Below are 25,571 nucleotides of genomic sequence, written 5' to 3'. Positions count from 1 at the left end.
AGAAGTGGTTGGCTGGGATTGCTGCGCTCAGAGCAGCTTTTGCTCAGCGAGGAAATCAACCAGTCGCCGACCGGCATCGCCCTCGTCGGTGATGATGACGCCCTGCGAGCGTGGAGGACGCTGCTGCGCCTGCTCGACCCGCGTCCACGCTCCGCTGAATCCAACCTCGGAAGCCTCGAGTCCGATGTCAGCAAGGGTGAGGGTGGTGATCGGTTTTTTCTTGGCTGCCATGATGCCCTTGAAGTTCGGGTACCGCGGCTCATTGATCTGGTCCGTTACCGACACCACGGCGGGCAGCGTACTCCTGACCGTCTCAGCCACATTGTCGCTTTCCCGGCGGGCGATCAATTGGCGGCCGCCGCCGTCGTGCGTGAGCTCAAGGCTGGACGCGAACGTGACCTGGGGCAACTGCAGCAGCTCCGCGAGCTGCGCTGGAACCAGGGAGGTCTCACCGTCCGTGGAGGCCATGCCTGTCAGTACCAGATCCGCAGTGCCCAGATGGCGTACGACGGCGGCGAGCGCGCGTGAGGTGCCGGAAGCATCCGAGCCGGCGAGGGCATCATCACACAGGTGGATGCCCTCGTCTGCGCCGATTTGCAGTGCCTTTTTCACGGCGTTCACGGCGGCTGGCGGGCCCATGGTGACCGCCGTGACGCGGTGACCGTTTCCGCCCTGTGCTTCAACAAGCTGCAGTGCCGCTTCGAGGGCGTACTCGTCGAGTTCAGACAGAATACTCTCAGAGCGATCGGTAGTGCGGTGCGCTCCGTTGAGATGACGATCGAACTGGGTGTCCGGCACGTGCTTGACCAACACCGCGATATTGAGCGCGGGGATTGCCTCGTCCATTGCTGCCTTTCCTTCGGCCCATTGCTGCCCGCAGACAAGCTAACCACACAGGCGTCCTGATTACAGCAGGAATATGACGCAGCGGCAGCCCCTCGGAGAGGGAGCTGCCGCTGCGTGAATCCACCGGGTCAGGCCGGCGACTGACCAACCGTTACATCGAGCGTCAGGGTCTCTTCGCCACGGACGAGTTCGATCTGCGTGGACTGCCCTTCAGCGAGCATCCGGACGGCTGCGGTGAGGGCCTGCGGATCCTCGATCGGCAATTCCCCCACCCGGGTAATGACGTCCCCTTCCTGGAAGCCTGCGGTCTCGGCTGGGCTGCCGGGCTCGACCGACTGCACCTGCGCACCGACCGAGAAGGAGCTGGCGCCCGCCGCGCTGTCGGATGCCGCTGCACCGACGCTCACGCCGAGGAAGCCGTGCGTTGCTGCACCGTTGGCGATAATTTCCTCCGCTACTCGCTGGGCGTAGTTGATCGGGATGGAGAAACCGACGCCGATATTGCCGGCGCTCTCCCCCGAACCTGCCGACGCGATCGCGACATTGACGCCGATGATCCGACCCTGCGAATCCACCAGCGCACCCCCCGAATTACCCTGGTTGATCGCGGCGTCTGTCTGGATCACGTTCAGATAGATGGAGCCCTGGGATCCCTGCTGCGGCGCCTGGGAACCATCAGGCGGGAGGAAGTTGAATCCGTCTCCCGGAGCCTGTTCCGGAGCATCCGACTGTTCTTCAGGAACGGCCGACGACTGCACGCTGATTGTGCGGTTGAGCGTCGAGACGATGCCGTCCGTGACGGTGCCGCTCAGCCCGAGGGGAGCGCCGATTGCTATTGCAACATCACCGACGTTCAGTTCCGACGAATCAGCGAGGGTGGCCGGCTGAAGGTCCGGCGCATCGATCTTGATGACAGCCAGGTCCGAGAGCGGATCAGTGCCCACTATCTGAGCCTGGAATACCCGTCCGTCGTTCGTGCGAACTTCAACGGCAGGGTCCGCAACCTGGCCCCCCAGGGTGACGACGTGCGTGTTGGTGAGGATGTGGCCCTCAGCGTCAAGAATGATCCCTGAACCTGACCCGCCTGACCCGCCGCCGTTCACGGAGATGGTGACGACGCTCGGTGAAGCTTTGGCTGCGGCGCCGGTAATCTCGTTGACGCTTTCGGTGTCATTAACCACAACAGACTGGGCCTGGGACGTGCCGTTGTTGGGTCCCTGGTTGCCCGTCTCCAGCAGGGCGTCTGCTCCGACGGCCACTCCTCCGCCGAGAAGACCGGCCACGAGCATCCCGGTCAGGAACGTACCGGATCCAACGCGCTTTCCGGGCCCACGCTGCTTCTTCCCTTGGCCCGCTGGCCGCGCATACGGACCGTACCCGAAGGAAGCACCCTGCTGGTGCCCGCCGGCTGCGTGAGTTTCGGGCCCGTTCCCGACCGAATGATATGGATCCGCCGTCGGTGCGGTGATCGGCTGGTGCTGCTGTTGCGCCGCGGGGAGGTTGGGGTTGTGGCTGGGCGGATTAGTTGGCCGTGGAGGAAGCGGTCCGTTGTAGGAACCGGTTGTGTTCTCGGTCATCGGTTGTCCTTTCACTGATGCTTCTAGAACTATGGCAAAGCAATCTGTACCCGCGACTGACGTTGCCTGTACGGCGGCTGTGAGCCCACCGGACGACCTCCTTCTTCATTCTCCCGCAAATGCGAAAAAGCCGGTTACGGTGCAGGTCCCGGAGCGGTTTCGCTCGCGGCATAGCCCACCCGGTGGACTGCCCCCAGAGCGCACCATAGAATCGCAGTCAGGCGAACCCGGGGGATCTGTGCCTTGCCAACGGCTGTTCGCCAGTTCCCGGAGCGCCCGGCGGACACTGCTGAAGGGTTGTGAATGAAGTCGAGCATTGCACGCATCTGCTCCGCGGTGGGTGTAGGAACAGCCGCCCTGCTGAGCCCTTTGGTTGCCGCTCCCGCCTATGCCGTAGATCCTGTTGATTTCAATTCCCAAACGGTGGTTGACCAGGCGGACGTCCTCTCTGATTCGGAACAGCAAGAGGTTGAACAGTCGATCGAGCAGCTGCAGGCTGAGCACGGCTACACCCTGCATGTCGCCTACGTTGACTCCTTCACCAACCCGTCGGACGCCAAACAATGGGCGATAGCCACTGCCGAGACCAGTAGCTTGCAGGCTGACGATGCAATCTTTGTGATCGGCGTCGACGATCGGACAGGCGGCCTCCTTGCGGACAGTTCGAGCGTTGTGGATGACCAGTCGAACCGGATCTACCAGAGTTTCGCCGTACCGGAATTGGAGAACGACGACTGGACGGGCGCTGCTGTCGCTGCAGTCACCGGGGTTGACCAGGTTCTCGACGGCGGCACCGTCAGCCCTGCCGGAACGTCCGGTGACGGAGGAGGAGGTTCGTTCCTCTTCATCGGTGGCCTGCTCGTCCTGGCTGGTGTGGGTGGATACTTCTATCTCCGGTCAAAGCGCCGTAAGCCGGACGCACAGGAGCAGAACCGGCACCCTTCAGAAATCGAGTTCGGACCCGGCCGCGGGGCCGACGGCCAGGTTCTGGATCCGTTGGCTTCACTGAGCGTGGAGGACCTGCGGCTTCGCGCGGGAAGTCTGCTGATAGCAGCGGACGACGCCATCAAATCAAGCGAGCAGGAAGTCGGGTTCGCGCAGGCCCAGTACGGCGATGAAGCAGTCAAGCCGTTCGCGGCGGATATCACCGCAGCGAAGGCCCATATGAGCGAGTCATTCAAGCTTCAGCAGCAGCTTGATGACCACATTCCGGACACAGAGGAAGACCAGCGGAAGTGGCTTGGTGACATCATCCGCCGGTGTGAGTCGGTTAATGCCAGCCTGCAGGAGCACAAGGCAGATTTCGACGCCCTGCGGAAGTTGGAACGCAATGCTCCGCAGGCCCTGTCGGATGCACAGGCTTCCGCGAACGATGTCGGAACGCGGCTGAACGCGGCTGAACGTACGTTGCGAGAGCTCCAGGGACGGTACGCTACCTCGGCGACCGCGCAAATCGAGGACAACGTGGTCCAGGCGCGCGAAAGGCTGCAGTTCGTTGACAATGCCGCTTCCACAGCACAAAGGCATCTGTCCGAGGGCAACACCGGTGCCGCCGTCGTCGCCGTCCGAGCCGCCGAAGAAGGTGTCCACCAGACGAAGGTCCTGCTGGACGCCATCGATCGCCGTGCCACGGAACTGGACACTGCCGAACGCGAAATGGAAAGGGCCGTCTCGGATGCGGCCCAGGACGTTGCGCAGGCGCAGGCCATGGTTGCTGCCGGCTCCAACCCTGAACTCGCCGGTCCGGTAGCAGGCACAACGGCAGCGTTGGAATCGGTTAAGCGGGAGATCGCGTCGGGCAGGATAGACCCCGTGGCGCTCCTCCAGCGAGTCGAGACTGCGCATACGCAGCTCGACGCCGCCATCGGCGGAGTCCGTGATCAGGCAGAACAGACCCGCAGGGCACGCGAAAGCCTGCAGCACACCATCATGGCCGCCCAATCACGGATCTCGGGTACGGCGGACTACATTCGTGCCCGGCGCGGCGGCGTGGGCAGTGAAGCCCGGACTAGGTTGGCGGAGGCGGAGCGCAACCTTGACTATGCGATGCGCATCCAGTCGGATGACCCGGTGACGGCGCTCTCCCATGCCCAGCAGGCTGTCGCTTTGGCCGAACAGGCCGGTCAGATCGCGCAGAGCGATGTGGACGGCTTCGGTGGACGTATGGGCGGCTTTGGAGGCGGAGGTATGTTCGGCGGCCGCGGGGACGGCATGGGCGGCGCACTCCTCGGCGGCATCCTCATTGGTTCCATCCTCAACGGAGGCGGGCACGGCGGAGGATTCTTCGGCGGCGGCGGCGGGTTCAGCGGAGGCGGTGACGCCGGCATGTTCGGCGGCGGCGGATTCGGTGGTTTCGATGCCGGTGGCGGCGGATTCGGTGACTTCGGGGGCGGCTTCGGCGATTTTTAGGTGAGCGACCTCAACAGGCAGTGAACTACTCAGGAAGATCGAAAGGTAACCCATGGTAAAGCAATCAATTTTCGGACGTATCGCAACACTGGCGAAGGCCAACATCAACGCAATGCTGGATCAGGCTGAAGACCCGCAGAAGATGCTGGACCAGATGGTCCGCGACTACTCGAACAGCATCGCCGAAGCCGAAAGCGCGGTGGCCCAGACCATCGGTAATCTGCGCATGCTCCAGGAGGACTACAACGAGGACCGAGAGAACGCCCGCAACTGGGGCAACAAGGCGCTCGCGGCCTCCAAGAAGGCCGACGAGTACCGTTCGTCCGGCGATGTGCCTGACGCGGAGAAGTTCGACAATTTGGCCAAGGTTGCTATTCAGCGTCAGATCACCGCTGAAAATGAGGCCAAGGGCGCAGAGCCAACGATCGCGTCTCAGACGGAAATTGTGGAAAAGCTCAAGACCGGGCTGAACCAGATGAAGGGCAAGCTCAACGAACTGACCAGCAAACGCGATGAGCTCATTGCGCGTTCACGCACGGCCGCAGCACAGGCGCAGGTGCATGATGCCATGAAGAGCATCGACTTCATGGACCCGACCAGCGAGGTAGGGCGTTTCGAGGAGAAGATCCGTCGTGAAGAGGCTCGCGTTCTCGGTCAGGCAGAACTTGCCAATTCAAGCCTTGACGCCCAGTTCGAGAGCCTTGAGGACCTCGGCGAGCAAAGTGAGATCGAAGCACGCCTCGCCGCCCTGAAATCAGGCGGTTCCGGTGCTGAGACGCCCTCTGCCATCGAGCAGGGCGCGGACAGTCCGAAGTACTGATTCACCACTCGCGATACAGCGGCGGTTCGAGCCTCGAACCGCCGCTGATCCCGTTAAAGGTTCGCCAAGCCGCCGGTAGATTGGCTTTATGACTCTGACCTTGGTGTGGCTCCGCGACGACCTGCGCATCGCCGACAATCCTGCCCTGCACGCTGCTGCAGAGCGTGGCGACGTCGTCGTCTGTTATGTGCTCGATGAAGTGAGTGAGGGAATTCGGCCCCTGGGCGGCGCCAGCCGCTGGTGGCTCCATAACTCGCTGTCTTCGCTTCGCAGTGCATTCCGGGATCAGGGGATTCCACTGGTACTCCGATCAGGTCCCGCAGCAGACGTGATCCCCAGTCTGATCGAAGAGTCCGGGGCGGATGCTGTCTTCTGGAACCGCCGGTATGTGCTCGCTGAGAGGGACGTCGACGCTGCACTCAAGGGTTCCCTCAGCGACGAGGGGTACCAGGTGCACAGCTTTCAGGCGAACCTGCTGTTCGAACCCTGGGAAGTCACGACGGGCAGCGGCTCCCCGTACAAGGTCTTCACCCCCTTCTGGCGGGCGTGCCATAACCATCCGGCGCCACGGGAACCCCTTGATGGACCGACAGTGCTGCGCGGTCCGAACGTCGACTCGGAGGATCTCGACGAGTGGCGCCTCCTCCCCGACACGTTCGACTGGGCAGGTGGCCTCAGACAGACGTGGACGCCCGGAGAACAGACAGCGCAAGCGCTCCTCGATCGCTTCGTGACCGGCACAGTTGACGGATACGCCGATGCCCGCCAGCTGCCTGACGTTGAGGGAACCAGCCGCCTCTCCCCGCACCTGAGGTTCGGCGAGATCAGCCCATTCCAGGTCTGGCACTCTGCCCGGGCCGCATCCACCCCCGCGACCGCCAGTGACCTCGCGATCTTCACCCAGGAACTCGGCTGGCGTGAGTTCTGCTGGCAGTTGCTCTACCACCAGCCACGTCTGGCGACAGAGAACTACCGACCGCAATTCGACGCCTTCCCGTGGCAGCAACCGGACTCCGACGAACTTGATGCCTGGCAGTACGGGCGTACTGGTTTCCCGTTGATCGATGCAGGCATGCGTCAGCTTTGGCATACCGGATGGATGCATAATCGGGTTCGTATGGCGGTCGGTTCGTTCCTTGTGAAGAACATGATGGTTGACTGGCGTGTGGGCGAGCAGTGGTTCTGGGACACCCTGGTGGATGCGGATCCAGCCAACAACGCGGCGAACTGGCAATGGGTGGCAGGCTCCGGCGCAGACGCCGCACCCTACTACCGGATTTTCAACCCCGTCACGCAGAGCAAGAAGTTTGACCCGGACGGCGGTTACCTTCGTCGATGGGTTCCGGAGCTGCGCTCCGCGCATGAAGTTCATGAACCCTGGACGGATCTACCGGCCGGCTACCCTGCGCCGCTGCTGGACCTGAAAGTCTCGCGCGAACGGGCGCTCAATGCGTATCAGGACCTTCGCCAGGACTGACTTCCTTCATCGACCGACGTTTGAGCACCTGCGGTACGGCCACCCACAGCGCCAGAATCGTCATGGACAGACCGATGGCGCTCACCGTTCCCGCCGTCCGGCCCAACACGATGTCGAAGACCAGACCGGTTGTTCCAACGAGGACGAGGGCCACGAGGACCATTGTGGTCCTCAGGATGCGATGGGCATGGCGTACCAAAGCCTCCTTGATGCGCAGCCGGAAGAAGGTCCGGTGCAGGATTACAGTACCGAGCAGCAGGGCGGTGATCAGGGCGGACAACACGACGAGCACGAGATAGACCGCGATCTGAAATGAGTCCAGCTCGGTGAAACGCGACTGAAACGGCAGTGTGAGCAGGAAGCCGGTGAGAATCTGGATACCGGTCTGGAGTACACGAAGTTCCTGGAGTATCTCAAGCCAGTTCCGGTCAACCCGCTGGAGCGCCGTCTCCCCGCGTTCCTTGTCCTCTCCCACAGCGCCCTGCTCGATCATGGACACAGTGTAGGTGAGCCGGGCACGCAAAAGGGCGAAATAATGCGGGAATGACGAAGGTCCCGGAAGCCAAGCTTCCGGGACCTTCGTTTTCTTGTTGCGGGGGCAAGATTTGAACTTGCGACCTCTGGGTTATGAGCCCAGCGAGCTACCGAACTGCTCCACCCCGCGGCGTGATTACTACTCTACCCGCCGCGGGGGCGGATCCCAAATCGGGATCCAGATGCCTTATTCGGTGGCTCCTCCGGACGCTTCAGACAAACGCGTTTCGGCATCCAGTGCCCGCTGCAGTGCCTGGTCGAGCCGCTCCTGTGCCTCACCGTAGGCGGCGAAGTCGCCCTCGGCGAGCGCGGTCTGGCCCTCCTGGATTGCCGCGTTCGCTTCCTCCAGCGCCGCCCGGAGATCCGCTGCCGGATCGCCCGTGCCCGGCTCTGCGGGTGTGGTGGGCTCCTCCGTCGGCTCCTCCGGGGATTCGTTCCCGGAATCCGAGCCAACCAACGGCGCAGGCAGATCAGGGGTCTCCCCCACATTCTCGCTGTCTCCGGTCACAGCCCCGGAGTCTCCCTGGAACACCTGGTCCAGTGCTTCATCCAGAGTGGGCGCAAAGCCGACCTGATCACCGAAGCTCACCAGCACACGCCGCAGGACGGGGAAGGACGAGTCCCCCGAGGACTGGACGTACACCGGCTGCACGTAAGCGATTCCGCCACCGATGGGCAGCGTCAGGAGATTACCGCTGATCACTTCGGAGGCGCCCTGGCGCAGCAGGTTCAGCTCCTGCGAGACCTCAGTGTCCGAGTTGAAGAGGTTTGCCGCCTGGCCCGGCCCGACCGCGGAGTCCTGACCGGACGAATCAAGCAATCGCAGGGTTCCATAGGTTTCTGCCTTGACACCGGGTTCACCGGTACCGGCGTCACCGTCCGCTGCAAGGAAGCCGTAAAGGATGTTGCGCGGTTCCTGGCCCTCCGGAACAAACGGAATGAACGGAGTGGTCAGCGAGAAGCTGGCCGACTCCTGATCGGGCATCTGGAGCGAGAGGTAGAACGGAGGCTGCTTGACGTCCTGCTCGCCTTCTTCCAGCGTCGGATCAACCGGTACAGCCCACGCCTGGTTGTTGCTGTAGAAAGGCTGGGTCTCTGTCACGTGGTAGCGCGCGAGCAGCTCGCGTTGGACCTTGAAGAGGTCCTCCGGGTACCGTACGTGCGCCATCAGGTCAGCCGACATCTCGCTGTACGGTTGCAGCGACGTCGGGTACACCTTCTGCCAGGCCTTCAGAATGGGGTCCTGATCATCCCAGGCGTAAAGATCAACCGAGCCATCGTAGGCGTCAACCGTGGCTTTCACCGCGTTACGGATGTAGTTCACCTGCTCAGCAGGCAAGGCGGTGGCGACACCTTCGGCGGTCAGGGAATCCACTGTGGCGGACTGAAGTTCCTGCTGAGTGGAGTACGGGTAGTCGGACGTTGTGGTGTAACCCTCGATGATCCATTTGACGCGCCCATCAACGATGGCCGGGTAGGTATTGCTATCCAGCGTGAGGTAAGGGGCAACCTTTTCCACGCGCTCAACGGGATCACGATCATAGAGGATCTGGGATTCGCTCGTTACCTGGTCTGACAGGAGTAGATCCGTGGACTGGAACTTGAGTGCATACACCAGCCGGTTGAAGAAGTTTCCCACCTGCGGGCCGCCGTCGCCCCGGAAGGTGCTGCGGGCCTCCTGGTCGGATTCCTCCGTCTGGGGCCGGTCGATCTCAAGTGGCGTGGCTCCCTCCGGAGCACCGACGATCGAATACTCCGGTGATTCCTCACCGAAGTAGATGCGCGGCTCAAACGTGCTCTCATCCCCCAGCAGGCCCGTGGTCGGGATACCTGACTGAATGAACTCGGGGCGCCCGTCCGGTTCCACGGTTGAACCGGCTGCTGCAACCACGCCGTAGCCGTGCGTGTAGTAGACGTGCTCGTTGATCCAGCCATCCGGAACACCCGCAGTGTTCAGTTCGCGGACTGCAATGACGGTGTCCTCGATCTCGCCGTCGATCTCGTAGCGGTCAACGTTCAGGATCTCCGGGAACTGGTAGTACTGGCGGAACTGCTGGAGCTGGCTGAATGCGTCGCTCACAAGGTTGGGGTCCAGGAGGCGAATGTTGGCCGTTGTCTCGCCGTCCTCGTTCAACGCTCCCTCCTGGGGAACTTCCTCAACCCCATAGTCATTGACCTGCACCTGGTCCAGGCCGTAGGCAGCTCGAGTCATCTCGATGTTGCGCTCAATGAACGGCTCTTCCCGGCTGAACTCCGACGGAACAACCTGGAACCGCTGGATGACCCACGGGTATACGCCGCCGGCGAGGATAGCAGTGATGACCAGCATGGCCGTACCGATCACGGGCAGGCGCCACCGGCCAATCACTGCGGAAATGATAAACAGGACCGCAACAATGATGGCGGCCGCGGCAAGAATCGCCTTGGTGGGGATGACTGCGTTCACGTCGGTGTAGAGAGCGCCAGCCCATTTACCGTCGCTGCTGATGACGGTGGAGTAGCGGTCCAGCCAGTAGTTGACGCCCTGCAGGATCAGGAAGAGTGCAGCCAGTACCGCGATGTGTGTGCGGGCTGCCTTGCTAGTGAAGAGACCTTTCTCCTCAAGGCGGATGCCACCGTACAGGTAATGCGTCAGCACTCCGGCGATCCCGCTGATGACGATGACGCTCACCAGGAACCCGAGCAGGAAGCTCAGGAACGGCAAAGTGAAGACGTAGAACCCGATGTCCAGCCCGAATTCCGGGTCCGTCTCTCCGAAGGGCTCCGAATTGAAGAACAGGAGCATCCGTTCCCACTGTGAAGACGCTGCGGTTCCCGCAAACGCGCCGAGCACAACGGGGATGCCGATCATGAGCAGTCTGCGGATCGGTTCAAGCTGGGCCTGGTAGCGGTTCAGGTTGTCCTGGACGCTGCTGTCGGGAGCGTAAATGGGCCGTGAACGGTAGGCGATACGCAAGCTGAAGTAAACGCTTGCGCCCATAATGAGGAAGGCCGCCACGAACAGGCCGATGCGCGAGAGGTTCTCGGTGACAAATACTTCGAGGAAGCCCAGCTGGTTGTACCAGAGGACATCGGCATAAACCTGTGAGAAATACACGAAGCCGACGACGAGCAGACCGAGAACGATCAGGGTCGGTACCAGCGGCCCACGCCGCCGGGGTGGGGAGGAATATGGTTGGCTTGGTCTGCTGCCGAACGGGCGGTCAGGTCCGGATGTCACTATTACCTCATCCTTGGGGGTACGGGAGTGCTGGATGCGCAGCGGCGCACGGTCCACTGTTGTTTATTCTGCCCTGTGCACGTCTGGCCCACACAATTCAGTTCCGCCTGAACCGCGGCGCCCCGGAATCGTTTCTCAATCGTGTCCAACCCGACTGTGCCTGTCAGGCGGGATCCTCACATGAGGGGAGCTGCGCGCCGTCGTCGTTATCTTCTCCCAGCGTCCGGACGGCGGTGACGGCGTCGTCAAGGGTTTCCACGCGGACGACGCGAAGACCGTCGGGAATATGGCCAACAACTTCAGTGCAGTTTGCGGCCGGCGCAAGAAATACCTCGGCACCCGACTCACTGGCACCAACCAGCTTTTGGCGGATGCCTCCAATGGGCCCGACGGCGCCGGATGAGTCGATAGTTCCGGTTCCGGCGAAGTGCCTCCCGCCCGTGAGCTGCCCCTCGGTCAGGGTGTCAACGATCCCGAGGGCGAACATCATGCCGGCAGACGGGCCGCCGACATTGTTCAGGGCAATGTCCACCTCGAAGGGGAACTCGAACTCGGACATCAGAAAGACGCCGAGCTGATAGTCGCCGGACTCCCCCAGCAGCGGCTTCACGGACTCCACCACCGTTTCACCGTTTCGGGTCACAGTGATGTCAACGCTTTTTCCACCCGCTGCATTCAAGGCTTCCTTCAACGGCTCCAGCGACTCGATAGGCTCGCCGTCGATGAGGGTTAGCTGGTCGCCTTCCTGAAGGATGCCTTCAGCGGCCGAATCCGGGGCGAAGCCTACGACTGATAGCGTCTCCCCGTACGGAATTTCCAGGTGAGCGAGCGCAGCGGCCACTGCGGATTCCTGCGAGGATGTCATAGCCTCCGCGTTCTGCTCCTCAATGTCCGATTCCGAGACGTCCGGCGGGTAGACCAGTTCGCGCGGTGTGACTGCCTGTGCGGGATCCGCCCAGGCACGGAAAGCATCGAAAACGCTGATTGTCTGCCCCGGTCCTCCGGCGACGAAGACGGTGGTCAAATCCAGCGCACCGTCCGTCGGGAAGGTTTCCCTGCCTTCGACGGTGATCAACGGTTCACCGTTAACCTCCCCGATGGTGTTGAAAGTGGGACCGGGTGACTCGACCACGTAGGGAGACGGCAACAGAACAGCCGTTGCCCCGAGGCCCAGCGCGAGCAGCCCCGATACCGCCATGACGGTGAAGCGGGGATCCCTTTTCACGGCATCATGCTTTGGCCTGTTGGTGTCCTGGGAAAGCGGCTGGGTCAACGGATGTCACCTTTGGATTGGGGGCGCCGCAGGTCACCCCGGCGGACGGGATGTCAGGGCTTCACATGCCAAGCCTACAAGCCCGCTCTGCGCGCTTTGCATCGGAACAAACGTTGCTTTGCCTAGAGCGAACTCGCGCAGGACGTGCGGGACAAGTCTGGGACGTGCCGGTAACGTTTGAGATCCTGACTGACCAGTGCTGCAGCTCGCTACGGCAACTGTAAGTGCCGGGGTTTGCTTCCATTCAGCACCATACGAGCACAATCCGACCAAGTTTCGATCAAGGACCGGTGGTATCGATGAGCTCCAATCCGTCGAACAACAACGACGACGACACTCCCAAGGATCCGCTTTCCGAGATGCTCGAACGCTTGATGGGCGGCAACATGCAGGGCATGAACCCCCAGGAGATCGCGAAGGCGGCCGGTCTTCCCAACGATCCGCAGGCCATGGCGATGATGATGCAGCAGGTCCAGGCCATGTTCTCTGCACAGTCTGAAGGCCCAGTGAATTGGACGATGGCCAGGGATCAGGCGCGCCGTGCTGCTGCGACGGGCGGCGACCCGTCGGTGGGCAGCAAGGACCAGCGTGAAGTTGACGAGGTACTGCGGCTGGCAGAAATGTGGCTGGATCCAGTCACCGACTTCCCGTCCACCGCTCTCCTTGGGAAAGCATGGTCCCGCGCGGAATGGGTCGAGGCAACAATGGAGACCTGGAAGCGGCTGACTGAACCGGTGGCGACCAGCATCGCCCTCGCCCTTTCCAACGCGATCACCGAGCAGATGCCGGAAGAGATGAAAACCATGATGGGCGGAGCCACGTCCATGCTGCAGAACATGGGTGGCGCGATGTTCGGAATGCAGTTGGGCCAGGCTGTCGGCGCACTGTCCCGTGACGTGGTGAGTTCCACGGACATCGGCATACCTTTGGCGGAGAACAGCATGGCGCTGCTGCCTGCCAACGTCGCCGCATTCGGGCAGGGCCTGGACATCTCCGAATATGATGTTCGACTGTTTCTTGCCGTCCGGGAAGCTGCCCATGTGCGGCTCTTCACGCAGGTGCCCTGGCTGACCGGACACCTGCTCGGCGCAATCGAGAGCTACGCGCGCGGAATCCATATCGACATGTCGAAGATCGAGGAAGTTGCCCGCGACATAGACCCGTCGAATCCGGAGTCACTGCAGAGCGCCCTTTCCGAGGGTGTTTTCATGCCCGAGCGCACACCCTCGCAGGACGCCGCACTCGCCCGGCTGGAAACCACGCTCGCGCTTGTTGAAGGCTGGGTGGATGAGCTCACCGCGGCCGCTACCGCCAATCTCGACTCATCAGTCGCGTTGCGCGAAGTGGTTCGGCGCCGCCGGGCAACGGGAGGACCGGCAGAAAACGCCTTTGCGTCACTTGTCGGCCTCGAGTTGCGTCCCCGACGTCTCCGCGATGCGGCAGCCCTCTGGAACCAATTGCGTCAGGAGCGCGGGATTGACGGGCGGGATGCAATTTGGCAGCACCCTGATCTCCTGCCTACGCCGGAGGATCTCGATGATCCGGCGGGCTTCAGCAAGAGGCGCCAACTGGCCGAATCCGCCGACGCCGACGTGGATGCAGCACTGGAGAAGCTGCTGGCGGGCGGGTTCGAGTCCCCTGCTGACGAGGATCCGGCGACGACAGACGAAACTGACTCGGAAGAGGGCGACGGCGGTCCAACAAACAAGGACGACGACGCGCGTTGAGTGGGTAGGTTTTGCCGGTCAGCCCCTCAAGCGGTCCTGCCGGTACCAGGTAGTGGGAGCTAGCGTCCGCTGAGTCCGTGGTCCGCCGCGTAAGCGGCGCCAAGCAGGAACGCCTTGGCTGTTTCAGTGTGAGGGTAATTGTCCAGGAGCGCCCAGAAGGTCCCGTTGTGTGAAGGCTCGATCAGGTGCGCCATCTCATGCAGGATCACATAGTCGACGACCCAATCCGGCATTCCCTGAAGCTTGTGCGACAGCCTGATGGCCCGGGCAGCCGGAGTGGCAGATCCCCAGCGCGAATTCTGGTTGGTAACCCACCGGATGCTGTTGGGCCTCGCGCGTCCTCCCAGGAACCGAGCCGACAATTCTGCAGCGCGCTCGACCAGCCCGGTATCCGAGTGCGTGGGCTGGACGGACTTTGCGTGAAGTTTGGCAACCATTCGTTCGACCCACTGCTTTTCCTGTCCGGCGGTGAAAGTAGCTGGAATCGAAACGACCGCAACTCCGTCCCGCAGATCCACACTGACGGTTCTGCGGCGACGGCCCGAGCGGCGCACTTCCACCGGATAGGGTGCAGTATCCGAGCTGATGGGGAGCTTCGCTTCCTCAGCTGCCCATCGATCTTGAAGGCCGCTAGGCTCTTGCTGCGAGGACACTCAGCACCGACTCTCCGTAGCGGTCCAATTTGGCCGGCCCCACCCCCGCGAGTTGCGCAAGCTTCTCCAGTGAATCAGGGCGGGCTTCTGCAATGGCTACCAGCGTGGCGTCCGTGAAAACAACGAATGCGGGGACGTCAGTTTCACGCGCGGCGTTCAGACGCCACTGGCGCAGTGCTTCAAACGTCTCCTCGCTGTAGTTCGCCGGGCAGTCGCTGCAGCGCCCGATCTTTCGTTCTGCACCAGAACCCAGCACCTTCCCGCACGTGCGGCAGTGCGCTGGCGCCGATACCTTCCGCTCCCGGCGGGGTATGGGCTGCCGGAATGGACGCGTGCCTCCGGAATCCGGGCGAAGACCATCCAGGAACCTGGATGGTTTGCGTGACGCGCGGCCGCCCGGGGTGCGGGATGTGGACCAGGACAGGCCGAGGTGCTTGCGTGCACGAGTGATGCCGACGTAGAGGAGGCGACGTTCCTCGTCGACTGCGTCAGGAGTGTCGGCGAAGGAAATCGGCATCAATCCCTCGCTCAATCCCACCAGGAACACCGCGTCCCACTCAAGGCCTTTCGCCGAGTGAAGCGATGCAAGCGTTACGCCCTGAACCGTGGGGGCGTGTTGTGCTGCTGCCCGTTCTTCAAGCTCGGCGACGAAATCCTGCAGCGTGAAACCCTGCTCTGCGCGGGCCTGGTGAAGTTCGTCGGCAAGCGACACCAGCGCAGCGAGCGATTCCCACTTCTCCCGCACAGCGCCGGAGCTCTGCGGTGCAACTTGGGTGTAACCCAGGGACGCGAGGACATCGCGGACCAGCTGAGGGACGTCGTCATCTGTTGCCACCCGTGCTGCAGCACGCAGCTGCAGCAGGCTGTCGCGCACTTCACGTCGGGCGAAGAACCGCTCGGCCCCCCGCAACTGATAGCCGATTCCCGCGGCGGCGAGCGCCTGCTCATAGGCGCTGGACTGGCCATTGGTCCGGTAGAGGATCGCAATTTCGCTCGCCGGCACGCCGTCACTGAGCAGGCCGGAAATCCGGCGGGCGACCTCTGCTGCCTCAGCCTCGTCATCGCTGCACTCCGTGAAGGTAGGAGCCGGGCCGGGCTGGCGCTGTGCAATGAGTTGAAGTGGCGTGGCCCACGTGCCCGTCCCGCCGCGGCGCTCCGCTTCCGCAGTGCGCGCCGCGAGCAGTGCGTTGGCGAGATTGACGACCTGTGGTGTCGATCGGTAGTCCCGGACGAGCTTGATGACTTCTGCCTGCCGGTACCTGCCGGTGAAATTCAGGAGGTGCGAGCTGGTGGCACCAGTAAACGAGTAGATGGTCTGGCTGGCGTCACCCACTACGCAAAGCTCTTCCCGTTCGCCCAGCCACAGATCCAGGAGCCGCTGCTGAAGCGGCGAAACGTCCTGATATTCGTCCACCACAAAGTGCCGGTACTGCGCGCGCACTGTTGCTGCCACTTTCGGGTCTTCCTGCAGGATGCCGACGGTGATGAGCAGCACGTCCTCGAAATCGATGACGTTGCGGTCCACTTTGAGGTCTTCATAGGCACTGAACAGCCGGGCCACAGTTGTGGCATCCATGCCTGCCGGTTCCGCCCGGCCGTTCGCGGACTCGACATAGGTATCCGGTGTCAGCATGGATACCTTGGCCCACTCAATTTCAGCAGCAAGGTCGCGGATTGTGGCGCGGTCGGTGCTGAGCCTCAGCCGCCGCGAGGCTTCGGCGATGAGCTGGGCCTTGTGGTCGACAAGGGCGGGCAGGGTTCCACCGACCGCCTGAGGCCAAAAGTATTGCAGCTGCCTGAGTGCTGCCGCGTGAAAAGTGCGTGCCTGAACTCCCTGTGCTCCGAGGTCGCGGAGCCGGGTGCGCATCTCGGCTGCGGCCCTCGCAGTGAAAGTCACCGCAAGGACCTGTTGAGGCTTGTACACGCCTGTGTGTACGCCGTAGGCGATGCGGTGCGTGATTGCGCGTGTTTTGCCTGTTCCGGCTCCTGCGAGAACACAGAGCGGGCCACTCAGTTGGGAGGCCACCGCCCGCTGTTCATTGTCCAGGCCGGCGAGGATCTTCTCTTCGACCGAACCGTCCACTATGGTCTCCCGGCGGATGGCTCTTCCTCCAAAGGACCGCCGTACCAGTGTTCAATCAATGCTCGCGCAATGGAGGCACCGGATGCAACGGACAACCGCTCCTCCTTCAGACCGGCGAACAGTTCTTCCCTGCTGAACCAGCGCACGTCCCTGATTTCGACGCCGTCAGGCACCGGACGTGCATGTGCTGCCTTCGCCGTGAATCCGAGCATCAAGGACGCAGGGAACGGCCAGGGCTGGGAGCCGAGGTAGGTGGGCGAGTGAACAACTATTCCTGATTCTTCCTCGACCTCCCGCACGACGGCTGCCTCCAGCGATTCCCCTGGCTCAACGAAACCTGCGAGCGTAGAGAACCGGTTCTGGGGCCACGCAGCGGAGGAGCCCAGCAGCAGGCGGTCTTCCTCGTCCGTCACTGTGACGATGATGGCCGGATCAGTTCGGGGATAGTGCAGGCTTTCATCGGCAGGGCAACGCCTCACCCAACCTCCGTCGATTGGTTCGGTGGGCTGTCCGCAGCGGGGGCAGTGAGTATGGGTGGCGTGCCAGTTGGAGATGGCCACCGCCTCCACGAACAACCCGGATTCCTGTGCCGGCAAATCCGATGCGGCGTCACGCAATCCGATCCAGTCCTCGTCAGCCGCGAGCGCGCGTTGAACTTCTTCATGCTCCACCAGCACGATGTGTGTTCCGGCCGGCATGTCCGCCGTTGTTTCCACCGTACTTCCCAGATAAACAGGGTTCTCCGGACGCTCCACTTCCGCAACAGGGCTCAGCACGAGCCTGCCGTTGCGAAAGGGAGAACGCTTGCGGGCAAGATGCAGGATGCGGGTTTCCGGTTGGTCCCACAATTGATCGAAGAGGTCAGGGGTGATGCGGAAGGTTGAGCCGCGGTCTGCCGTGCCGCGTGCCAGGGGCAGAGATCCGAGTGGTGGGAGGCTTGCGATTGCGGCTGCCTGCATGCCGACGGCTTGGGTCATATTTCTACGGTACGGTCCCGCACCCACAAAAAGACATTCGAAAGGGCTTTTCTGGAGGAATAGTGGGGGTGAGCGGCGACTCGCCGTTGCTGGACATTCGAGCCGGTGACCTCGCGCGCTTACGGTGGATGATGTGAAACGCTCACCGATGGAACTTGCGGCCCTTGCCAGCGCGGCCGTGCCGGGCCTTGCCCCGACCGGCGTCTCCAGCGCCCCCGATGATCCCGCCGACTTCGAGTCAGCCCTGCTGATCGATGACTCCGGCAAGCAGTGGCGCGTTCGCGCACCACGGCACGCCGAGGCCAGCATGCGGCTGGAGACGGAGCTACAGGTACTGCGTGCGTTCACTCCCGCTGTTCGTGCCGAGCTCCCGTTCCTCATTCCTCACGTTGCGGGCACCGTGAGGCTCGGTGACCTTCGCACATTCGTGTACTCCCACATCGAAGGATCACCGCGGTCTCTTGATGAGCTCGCAAAGGGCGGTCGTGAACTGGCCAGGGAAATCGGCCGCGCAATAGCTGCGGTCCACGAACTACCCAGGACCCTCGTCAACGAAGCCGACCTGCCTGCGTATGAAGCGAACGAAGTACGGCAGCGCCGGCTCAACGAGCTGGATCAGGCCGCTACCACCGGCAGAATCCCCTCGGATCTGCTGCGTCGCTGGGAGCACGCGCTGGAGGATGTCTCACTCTGGCGATTCAATCCCACCGTGGTCCATGGCGACATCCACGAAGACAACCTGCTCCTTGCGGCGGGCCGCGTCTGTGCGGTGGCAGGATGGACGGACCTTTCCATCGGCGACCCCGCGGATGATTTCGCCTGGCTCGCCGCAACGCAGGACACCGAGTTCGCCGACGAGGTGCACGAGGCCTATGTCAGCGCCCGCCCCGATGCCGCGGACGAGCATCTCTTGCGGCGCGCCGCGCTGGCAGCGGAGTTTGCGCTGGCACAGTGGATGGTTCGCGGCCTGGCCCTCGGCGACGACGGCATGGTCAGCGAAGCCGAAGAGATGATGCGCTCACTCTCCGCCGATCTCGCCGCCGAGGAAGCCGCACTGGCCGCCAACGCTGGGGATGAAGACTTCGTGAGCAGGGATGACGACGCTGAGGTCGCAGCGGCTCCACAAGACCCGGAAAATCTCGAAACTTCCGCTCTCCCCATAATTCCGCGCCCCTAACCGCCGGACCCGGCGCTCGTCGCCTTCCGCACAATTGCTTCCAATGTTTCACTGCTCGCGAGATCGTGTGGCCGAACCAGCTGATCCTCCGCTGCGTAGTAAAACGCTGCCCGAACACCAGCGAGCGGCACGTTTTTCAGACGAGACCATGCCAGCCGGTAGATCGCCAGCTGGATTGCTTTCGCTTCACGGTCCGCGGGCGCCGGAGGCCGCCCGGTCTTCCAGTCGAGGAGGTCCCAGGTGCCGTCGTCGTCCTGAAAGACCGCATCAATCCGGCCGCGGACAACAACGGACCCAACGCGTGTTTCCACGGGAACCTCAATCCCATACGGTACCCGCTGCGCCCACGCCGACTTCCGGAACGTTTCGGCAAGCTGCTCAAGCTGCAGGCCGTCGTCCACGAAGGAGTCGGCCGCGCCTGGAAACTCGCCTAGATCGAGCATCCCCGTTGTTCCGTAGAACTCTTCGATCCACGCGTGGAATGCCGTTCCGCGCCGGGCGGCGGTTCCCGGACGGCGTGGCACAGGCCGTCGCAACCGCCGTGCGACGCCGTCGCTATCCTCTGTGAGCTCGACCATCAGGGAGGCGGAGATATGGGTGGGAAGTTCAACCGGTACGGAGGTAAGTCTGCTCTGCTGCCGCGCCAGTGACTTACGGACCTCATCACTCCAGCGTCCCGGCAAGTCAATATCTTCGGTGCCCGGTTCAGGGCCAGAACCATGGCGCAGGTCATCCGCCGCTGCCCGAACAGCCGCCGCCGCCTGCTCCATTCCGCCGCGGCGCCGGCGTAGGGGATCGATTGGCCAGATCGCCCTGTCGCTGTGTGCACGAGCGGGATTGTCAGCGCCCACAGCGCCGTCTTCGATCCAGGCCAGTTCCCGGTATCCCGGTTCACCGGCCGCCGCGAGTTCCCGCAGCCGTTCCAGATAGCGGGACGGCGTCGTCGGTTTGGAGCGCCCTCCTCCCCATGCCGACGACGAACAGACGAGGACATGGCGTGCCCGTGTAAGTGCCACGTAGGCGAGGCGCCGTTCCTCACGTTCAGTATGGGTCAGGGCGTCCTCAGCGAACAATTTTTCGCTATCAAGCCAGGACTTCTGGTCAGGTTGGTCCCAATCCCACTGCGGCAGCTCTGCGGCATCGCCGCGAAGCGGCCACGGTACCGAAGCATCTCCCGAGCTCCAGCGCGATCCGGTTCCGCTCGGAAAAGAACCCTCATTCATCCCCGGCACCAACACCACGTCCCATTCGAGACCTTTGGCAGCGTGCACTGTCAGTAGTTGAACGGCTTCCCTGCTTGTCTCCAGCGCTGTGACAGGTAATCCGTCCTCCTCAGAGTCAGCGGCCTCCAGCCAGGCAAGGAAGGCTTGAACGTCAATGCGGTCCGACGTCGAGACGAACCCGCTGACGGCGTCTGCGAACGCGTCGAGATTGCGCCTGGCCTCGTGCACGCTCACTCCCGGCTTGGCAGCAAGCTCAATATCCAGCAGGAGTGTCTGCTCGATTTCACCGATGAGGCTATGCAGGTCATCTCCCACTGACTGGCGCAGCCCGCGCAGTTCGTCCCGCAGACGTACGAGGCGCTCCCTTCCTGTTTCCGAAAAAGTGCGCCCGCTGCCTGATACCCAGCCCACTGGTGGAAGGTGATCAACGGCGTCAACAAGGCTGGCCGGCTCTGCGTCTTCCGTTGGCGTTGGCAGCTGCTCAGGCTCAGACACGGCTGAATCCCGGGTATTGCCCTGGTGGGCAGTGCCTTCCTGCGCATCAGGCTTTCCGGTGCCCACCCGGAGCTGACTTATCCGGAGCTCCCGATCGTAGGCCAGTTGCCGTGCCCAATCACCGAGCGCCATCAGGTCCGCGCTGCCGAGGCGCCAGCGTGCTCCGGCGAGGAGCCGCAGCATCGCATCTGACCGTTCCGGATCCCCGAGGACCCGAAGCACGGAGAGGATCTCGATGATCTCCGGCGTGCGGAGGAGTCCTCCCAATCCAATGACCTGGACCGGTATCCCCAGCGACTGCAGTTCCTGCCGTAACGGCTCGAACTGCCGGCGCCCGCGGCAAAGAACGGCGATGGTGGGGCGCAGCGGCCGACCGTCGTCATCCAGATCGAAGTACCGGCGCCGCTGCTCCTGAATGATGCGGCTCAACGCAGCCGCCTCATTGGCCTGCGGATTGTCCGGTGCGGATGGGTCCTGCGGCGCAGCGGCGCTTTCGCTGCGGTAGCGCGCAAGATACACCTCTCCCAGCGGTGCCTTTGGCCTCGCTAACAGAGCGGGAACCTTCAGCTGGTGCTGCGGGCCGAGCCATGGAGGCGGTACGTTGAGCGGTTCAGCCACTGCATTGGCCGCCGCAAGGATGCTCGTGGAGTTCCGCCACGCCACAGAAAGATTAACCATGGGCGCCGGCTCCAGCCGGGCACCGGTGTGCACCGGGAATCGTGACCTGAATGTCCCCAGCTGACCGGCGGATGCCCCACGGAACCCGTAGATGGACTGGTGCGGATCTCCCACCGCCGTCACCGACCGGCCGTCACCGAACAGCCTGGCGAAGAGGACCATCTGTGCATGCGAGGTGTCCTGAAACTCGTCGAGTAGGATAACTGCGTATTTCTGCCGCTCAGCATCGACCGCCTGCGGCACTTCGCTGACGATACGTGCGGCCAGCGACACAAGGTCACCGTAATCAAGCTGCCCGCCCTGACTTTTCGCTGCTGCGTACTGTTCCACCAGCTCAGTGACAGTGACACGGGTCCGCAGTCTATTCAGCAGATCGCGTGCGCCCTGCGTGGACGGTTTCGGCTTTCCGAGCAGGTAGGGGCGGGCCGCTACTGAGTCGATCTGCTCGAGCAGTGAAATCCTCACTGCCGCAGGGTCTACAAGGTGCTCGGCACATTCCGAAGCCATGGTGAGAACAGCTCCGGTCAGCGTTGTCCTCGCCGCCGACAGGTGTTCCCATGGGCCCCGGTAGGATTCAACGATTCTGCCTGCCAGCTGCCAGGACTGCGCCGTGCCAAGCATGACGGCATCGCGCTCCACGCCGAGGCGTAAACCGTAGTCCTGCACGATTCCATTGGCGTAGGAGTGATAGGTGGAGATGGTGGGTTCCAGGCGGTCCTCTCCTGACTCAAGAGTGCTCTCTCCCTGGGCACGGTACAACGCCTGAAGTTGTTGCCGGATGCGGGCAGCGAGCTCACCGGCCGCCTTACGGGTGAAGGTGACGCCCAGGATTTGATCAGGCCGAACCAGACCGTTTGCAACGAGCCACACCACGCGGTCGGCCATGGTTTTGGTCTTTCCGGACCCTGCCCCGGCGATCACCAGCAGAGGCTGAAGCGGAGCTTCGATGATGCGGGTCTGCTCCCCGGTCGGGTACAGGATGTCCGCGCTGGTCCCGCCGGCAAGGAGCTGAGCCAATGCTTCCGCGGAGTACATCGACGCAGTATCCGCCGACACAGTATCAGTCGCCCGGAGGTGTGCCGCTTCCGGGCTCATTCGGTTACCTGCCTTCCCTCAACGCACAGCGGGCAAATCTCCGGCAGCCGGCACCCGGCGCCGCCGTACGCTGACCGGCTGGGGTCGTGGACGGTTTCAAATTCAGCCGCAGACATCAGTCCAGCAGCCTGCTGAATCATCTCCTGCGGCCAGGAGTCCTCTGGTCTGAGGGCGGGCTGATCCTGAACCTTGGGGGACTTGGCACTTGTGCCAAGGTGCACGAGCGCAGCTCCCCCTAGCGTCTGTATTTCCGCGGGTTCTGCAACCATTCCGGGATTGTCGGCGAGCCCGCCCGCACCGGCAGCGACCTGATATGCGGCAAGCTGCGGGTGGGCCGGCATATCGGAATCCTTTGGGGCTTTCCTCCCGGTCTTGAGATCCACAATGAATAGTCCGCCATCATGGGTAGTTTCGAGGCGGTCGATCTGGCCGCGGAGGCGCGCCTGCCGCTCTCCGCCGTCAACAATCACCGGCAGGTCAACGCTGAAGCTCACCTCAGTGCCGGCCAATGTGCGGCCGGACTTTCTCATCTCCACGAGGTAAGCGCCGAGCTTCCTCACCATTTCCTCGGCACGCCGGAGGTCCGCCTTGGTCTCCCAGGTGTCCTTCATACCGAGGGCGGGCCAGCGGCGGGCCAGTTCCGCGACGTACTGGCTTCCCGTGGCGTCCGGCATGTCCTGTGCGATGGAGTGGACGAGCGTCCCCAGCGACCTGGCGAAGTCAGTGGGCCGTTCTCCCCCAGCCGCCGAGACAAACCAGTTCAGAGGTGAGGCCAGTACCGCCTCCACCTTCGAGGGTGAGACCGGTATGACGGCATCAGGGGGAATGACCGGATCCAACGTAGAGAGCCCCGCCAGGCCCCACCACTGTGCGGGATCTGCACCCGGAACCCGCGGCTCGTGGAGCATCATCCTTCCGAGGTGCCGGACGGCTTCGGCAGCGGTGGCGGCATTTCGTTCAGGTTGCTGGGCGTACTTCCGCAGCTCTGCAACGAGCGCACGCAGGGTCAGTGGACGCTTCACCTCCGTTCGGGGGCGCTCGTAAGTACCGAGCGGAAGCGGGTCGAGGATTTCCAGGAACGAAGAAGGCTGCTGATCTTCCGACGAAACCGCCACGCAGACCAACTCTTCTGACGCACGGCTGATCGCGGTCGAAAAACTTCGCAGTTCGTCGGCCCGAGTCAACTGCATCAGGGAAAGCGGATCACGGTGATACCGGAAGTCCCGGCCATGCTCCAGGAGCGCAACCAAATCACCTGAGCCCAGCAGCTCTCCCCTGACCCTGAGATTGGGCCATACCCCCTCCTGTACTCCAGCCACGATCACTACCGGCCATTGGCGGCCGGCCGCAGCGGCCGGCGTCATGACCGCGACGGCGGCTCCTTTCTGGGCGCGTGCTGCGAGCGTGTCCATTGGAAGCTCCTGGCTCAGCAGGTACTCCAGGAAACCTGTTGTGGGTGCCCCCGGCATCTGGTCCACGTAACGCTCGGCCGTCTGAAACAGTGCAACAACGGCATCGAGATCCCGGTCCGCGCGAGCCGCTGACGCTCCCTGTTGGACTGCGGCCTCTTCCCATCGGGAGGAGAGCCTGGATGCGGACCACACCGCCCACAGCACTGTTTCAGGCGTACTCGCCTCATCCTGCAACGCGTCACGACCAGCGCTCAGCATCGCATGCAGCCGCCGGACCGGGCGGAGTTGCGCCCTGGGGTCATCAAACGAAGCCTCAACCAGAAGATCGACAATCAGCTGGTCAGAGTTCCTTGCTCCCCCTTCCAGCCGTTCCTCCTGCCTCAGCAGTTGACGCAGGCGGCGAATCTCAAGCGGCCCGGCCCCGCCGATCCGGGATGTCATGAGTGAAACGGCCAATTCTGCATCAAGCTCTCTCACTCCAGTCACGGCGGCGAGGATGTCAAGCAATGGCCGGACTGCCGGTTCATCGCGGATAGCACGCTCGGCCGGCGGGACGCTGACGGGGATGTCCTGGCCCGCGAGGTACCGCTGAAGCTCAGTAACCTGCGTGCCCGTCCTGGTGATAACGGCGATCTGGTCAAAGCTCCGCCCGTCATCAACATGTGCCTCCAGAATCCGTTGCGCAACGTAGCGCTGCTCATGGAAACCAGAGTCAACCACGTGAACGGAGAGAGTTCCGGCTGTTGGAGTGTCAGCATCGGCCTGTGCCTTGACTGCAGCGGCTTCACCTGGCTCTGTCAGCCTTCGGTAGCCCACAGGCGTTCCGCTCACAGGCGTCCTCGCCGCAATCGATGCCCAACCCGATGCAAGCATCCCGGACAGGCGGTGGGAGGTGGTCAGCTGCACGGTGCGGACCCCACCAAGCACCTCGTGCAACCGCGCGGCAAGCTCTGGACGGGCACCACGGAAGCCCTGTACTGCGGTGTCGGGGCAGGAGGTGATCAAAGCATCTTTTCCCTCGGCAAGAACGCCGCACAGCGCGTGCATGGCCGGGTTGGACTCCTGATAATCATCGCTCAGGATCAGGGAATACTTACTGCGTTCCTCAACGCAGAATCCGGGATTGGTTTCAAGGATGCCCCGCGCGGCGGTCAGGATTCCGGCGGGATCAAAAGCCTCCGGCATCCGGAGGTCCAGAATGTCCCGGTACTCACTGTAGAGGGCTGCTGCGGCGACCCATTCGGGTCGATCAAACCTGCGCCCGAAGTCAGCAAGCTCTTCAGCATGCACACTGTACTCGCTCACACGGTCAAAGAGCTCCCTTATCTCCTGCCTGAAACCTCTTGTTCCAAGAGCGAGCCGTAATCCCGGAGGCCATCGCGCCTCGAGCTGACCCGATAGGCGATGGCCCTCCAGGAGTTCCTTGATGATCAGGTCCTGTTCAGCGCCGGAAAGCAGCCGGGGAGAACGGGTCAGCTCGGGCAGCAGCCCTGCCACGCGGGCTCGACGGATGAGGTCGAAGGCGTAGGACGACCAGGTACGTGCCGGCGGCGCGCTTACGCTGCGGTCCAGACGGGAAGTGACCTCATCACGAAGGCGTGCTGCGGCCATCCTGGTGGGCGCCATAATGAGGATCCGGTGAGGTTCCACCTTTGAGTCCAGAACCCGGCTGACCGCGGTCTCCACCAACAGCTGCGTCTTGCCGGTTCCCGGACCGCCAAGGACAAGCACCGGGCCCGCTCCCGGGCCCAGGGCCAGCACCTCCTGTTGTTCGGCGCTGAGGACCGGGGTGGGCAGTGTCTGCCCGGCATTGGCCGGCAACCGCAGGCCTGCGGCGGGTAGGAGATCGGCAGCGACTATGGGAACGGCAGCGACGCGCGGAGAGCTACTCATGC

Annotated in this window: 15 protein-coding genes and 1 tRNA gene; 5 read left to right on the top strand and 11 right to left on the bottom strand. The window is 63.0% G+C overall.

The window, feature by feature from the left end:
* Positions 1-27: 27 nt before the first annotated feature.
* Both ASH00_RS14420 and ASH00_RS14415 read right to left on the bottom strand, forming a co-directional pair.
* Entirely contained in the window at positions 28-846 is an 819-nt protein-coding gene (locus ASH00_RS14420) for an electron transfer flavoprotein subunit beta/FixA family protein (RefSeq protein WP_056549685.1), read from the bottom strand.
* A 128-nt stretch (positions 847-974) separates the two neighbouring features.
* Entirely contained in the window at positions 975-2,423 is a 1,449-nt protein-coding gene (locus ASH00_RS14415) for a S1C family serine protease (RefSeq protein WP_056549683.1), read from the bottom strand.
* 303 nt (positions 2,424-2,726) lie between these two features.
* Here ASH00_RS14415 and ASH00_RS14410 point away from each other — a divergent pair, with 303 nt between their 5' ends.
* The 3 genes from ASH00_RS14410 to ASH00_RS14400 all read left to right on the top strand — a co-directional run bounded on the left by ASH00_RS14410 (position 2,727) and on the right by ASH00_RS14400 (position 7,129).
* Positions 2,727-4,832 carry a TPM domain-containing protein gene (locus ASH00_RS14410; RefSeq protein WP_056549681.1) on the top strand — a complete coding sequence of 702 codons (2,106 nt, stop codon included), beginning with the start codon at positions 2,727-2,729 and terminating at the stop codon, positions 4,830-4,832.
* 52 nt (positions 4,833-4,884) lie between these two features.
* Positions 4,885-5,652, top strand: coding sequence for a PspA/IM30 family protein (locus ASH00_RS14405; protein ID WP_056549679.1), 768 nt, complete (start codon positions 4,885-4,887; stop codon positions 5,650-5,652).
* An 88-nt stretch (positions 5,653-5,740) separates the two neighbouring features.
* Positions 5,741-7,129, top strand: a complete 1,389-nt coding sequence (locus tag ASH00_RS14400) for a cryptochrome/photolyase family protein (RefSeq protein ID WP_056549677.1) — start codon at positions 5,741-5,743, stop codon at positions 7,127-7,129.
* Here ASH00_RS14400 and ASH00_RS14395 read toward each other — a convergent pair.
* The 4 genes from ASH00_RS14395 to ASH00_RS14380 form a co-directional block, all read right to left on the bottom strand.
* The gene (locus ASH00_RS14395; RefSeq protein WP_056549926.1) at positions 7,098-7,622 is read right to left on the bottom strand and encodes a DUF6328 family protein; all 525 of its coding nucleotides are present in this window, start codon (positions 7,620-7,622) and stop codon (positions 7,098-7,100) included. The genes ASH00_RS14400 and ASH00_RS14395 overlap by 32 nt on opposite strands.
* A gap of 97 nt (positions 7,623-7,719) precedes the next feature.
* Positions 7,720-7,793: transfer RNA gene (locus tag ASH00_RS14390), tRNA-Met, on the bottom strand.
* Positions 7,794-7,850: 57 nt separating this feature from the next.
* A complete protein-coding gene (locus ASH00_RS14385; protein WP_082566173.1) occupies positions 7,851-10,883 on the bottom strand; it encodes a UPF0182 family protein in 3,033 nt (1,010 codons plus the stop codon).
* A gap of 163 nt (positions 10,884-11,046) precedes the next feature.
* The gene (locus ASH00_RS14380; protein WP_056549675.1) at positions 11,047-12,156 is read right to left on the bottom strand and encodes a YlbL family protein; all 1,110 of its coding nucleotides are present in this window, start codon (positions 12,154-12,156) and stop codon (positions 11,047-11,049) included.
* Positions 12,157-12,455: 299 nt separating this feature from the next.
* Between ASH00_RS14380 and ASH00_RS14375 the strand changes: the two genes are divergently transcribed.
* A complete protein-coding gene (locus tag ASH00_RS14375; RefSeq protein ID WP_056549673.1) occupies positions 12,456-13,883 on the top strand; it encodes a zinc-dependent metalloprotease in 1,428 nt (475 codons plus the stop codon).
* A 59-nt stretch (positions 13,884-13,942) separates the two neighbouring features.
* On the opposite strand, the gene ASH00_RS14370 is transcribed toward ASH00_RS14375, so the two are convergent.
* From ASH00_RS14370 to nudC, 3 genes are all read right to left on the bottom strand, one after another.
* Complete coding sequence (locus ASH00_RS14370) at positions 13,943-14,320, bottom strand: M48 metallopeptidase family protein (RefSeq protein ID WP_327019702.1); 378 nt, start codon at positions 14,318-14,320, stop codon at positions 13,943-13,945.
* 193 nt (positions 14,321-14,513) lie between these two features.
* The gene (locus ASH00_RS14365; protein ID WP_082566172.1) at positions 14,514-16,619 is read right to left on the bottom strand and encodes an ATP-dependent DNA helicase UvrD2; all 2,106 of its coding nucleotides are present in this window, start codon (positions 16,617-16,619) and stop codon (positions 14,514-14,516) included.
* Entirely contained in the window at positions 16,619-17,596 is a 978-nt protein-coding gene (nudC, locus tag ASH00_RS14360) for an NAD(+) diphosphatase (protein WP_235563328.1), read from the bottom strand. Before nudC ends, ASH00_RS14365 begins: the two co-directional genes overlap by 1 nt.
* A 133-nt stretch (positions 17,597-17,729) precedes the next feature.
* Between nudC and ASH00_RS14355 the strand changes: the two genes are divergently transcribed.
* On the top strand, positions 17,730-18,773 hold the full coding sequence (locus ASH00_RS14355; RefSeq protein ID WP_082566187.1) for a macrolide 2'-phosphotransferase: 1,044 nt from the start codon (positions 17,730-17,732) through the stop codon (positions 18,771-18,773).
* Here ASH00_RS14355 and ASH00_RS14350 read toward each other — a convergent pair.
* Together ASH00_RS14350 and ASH00_RS14345 are read right to left on the bottom strand one after the other, a co-directional pair.
* Positions 18,770-22,264, bottom strand: a complete 3,495-nt coding sequence (locus ASH00_RS14350) for an ATP-dependent helicase (RefSeq protein ID WP_056549667.1) — start codon at positions 22,262-22,264, stop codon at positions 18,770-18,772. The two genes, ASH00_RS14355 and ASH00_RS14350, sit on opposite strands and share 4 nt — an antisense overlap.
* A complete protein-coding gene (locus tag ASH00_RS14345; protein WP_082566171.1) occupies positions 22,261-25,569 on the bottom strand; it encodes an ATP-dependent helicase in 3,309 nt (1,102 codons plus the stop codon). The genes ASH00_RS14350 and ASH00_RS14345 overlap by 4 nt, the downstream gene beginning before the upstream one ends.
* Between the last annotated feature and the right edge of the window lie 2 nt (positions 25,570-25,571).

The sequence above is a fragment of the Arthrobacter sp. Soil782 genome, assembly GCF_001428435.1.
GTDB lineage: Bacteria > Actinomycetota > Actinomycetes > Actinomycetales > Micrococcaceae > Arthrobacter_D > Arthrobacter_D parietis.
Note: the sequence above shows the minus strand (reverse complement) of the source record. Positions and strands in the feature narration are given on the sequence as shown.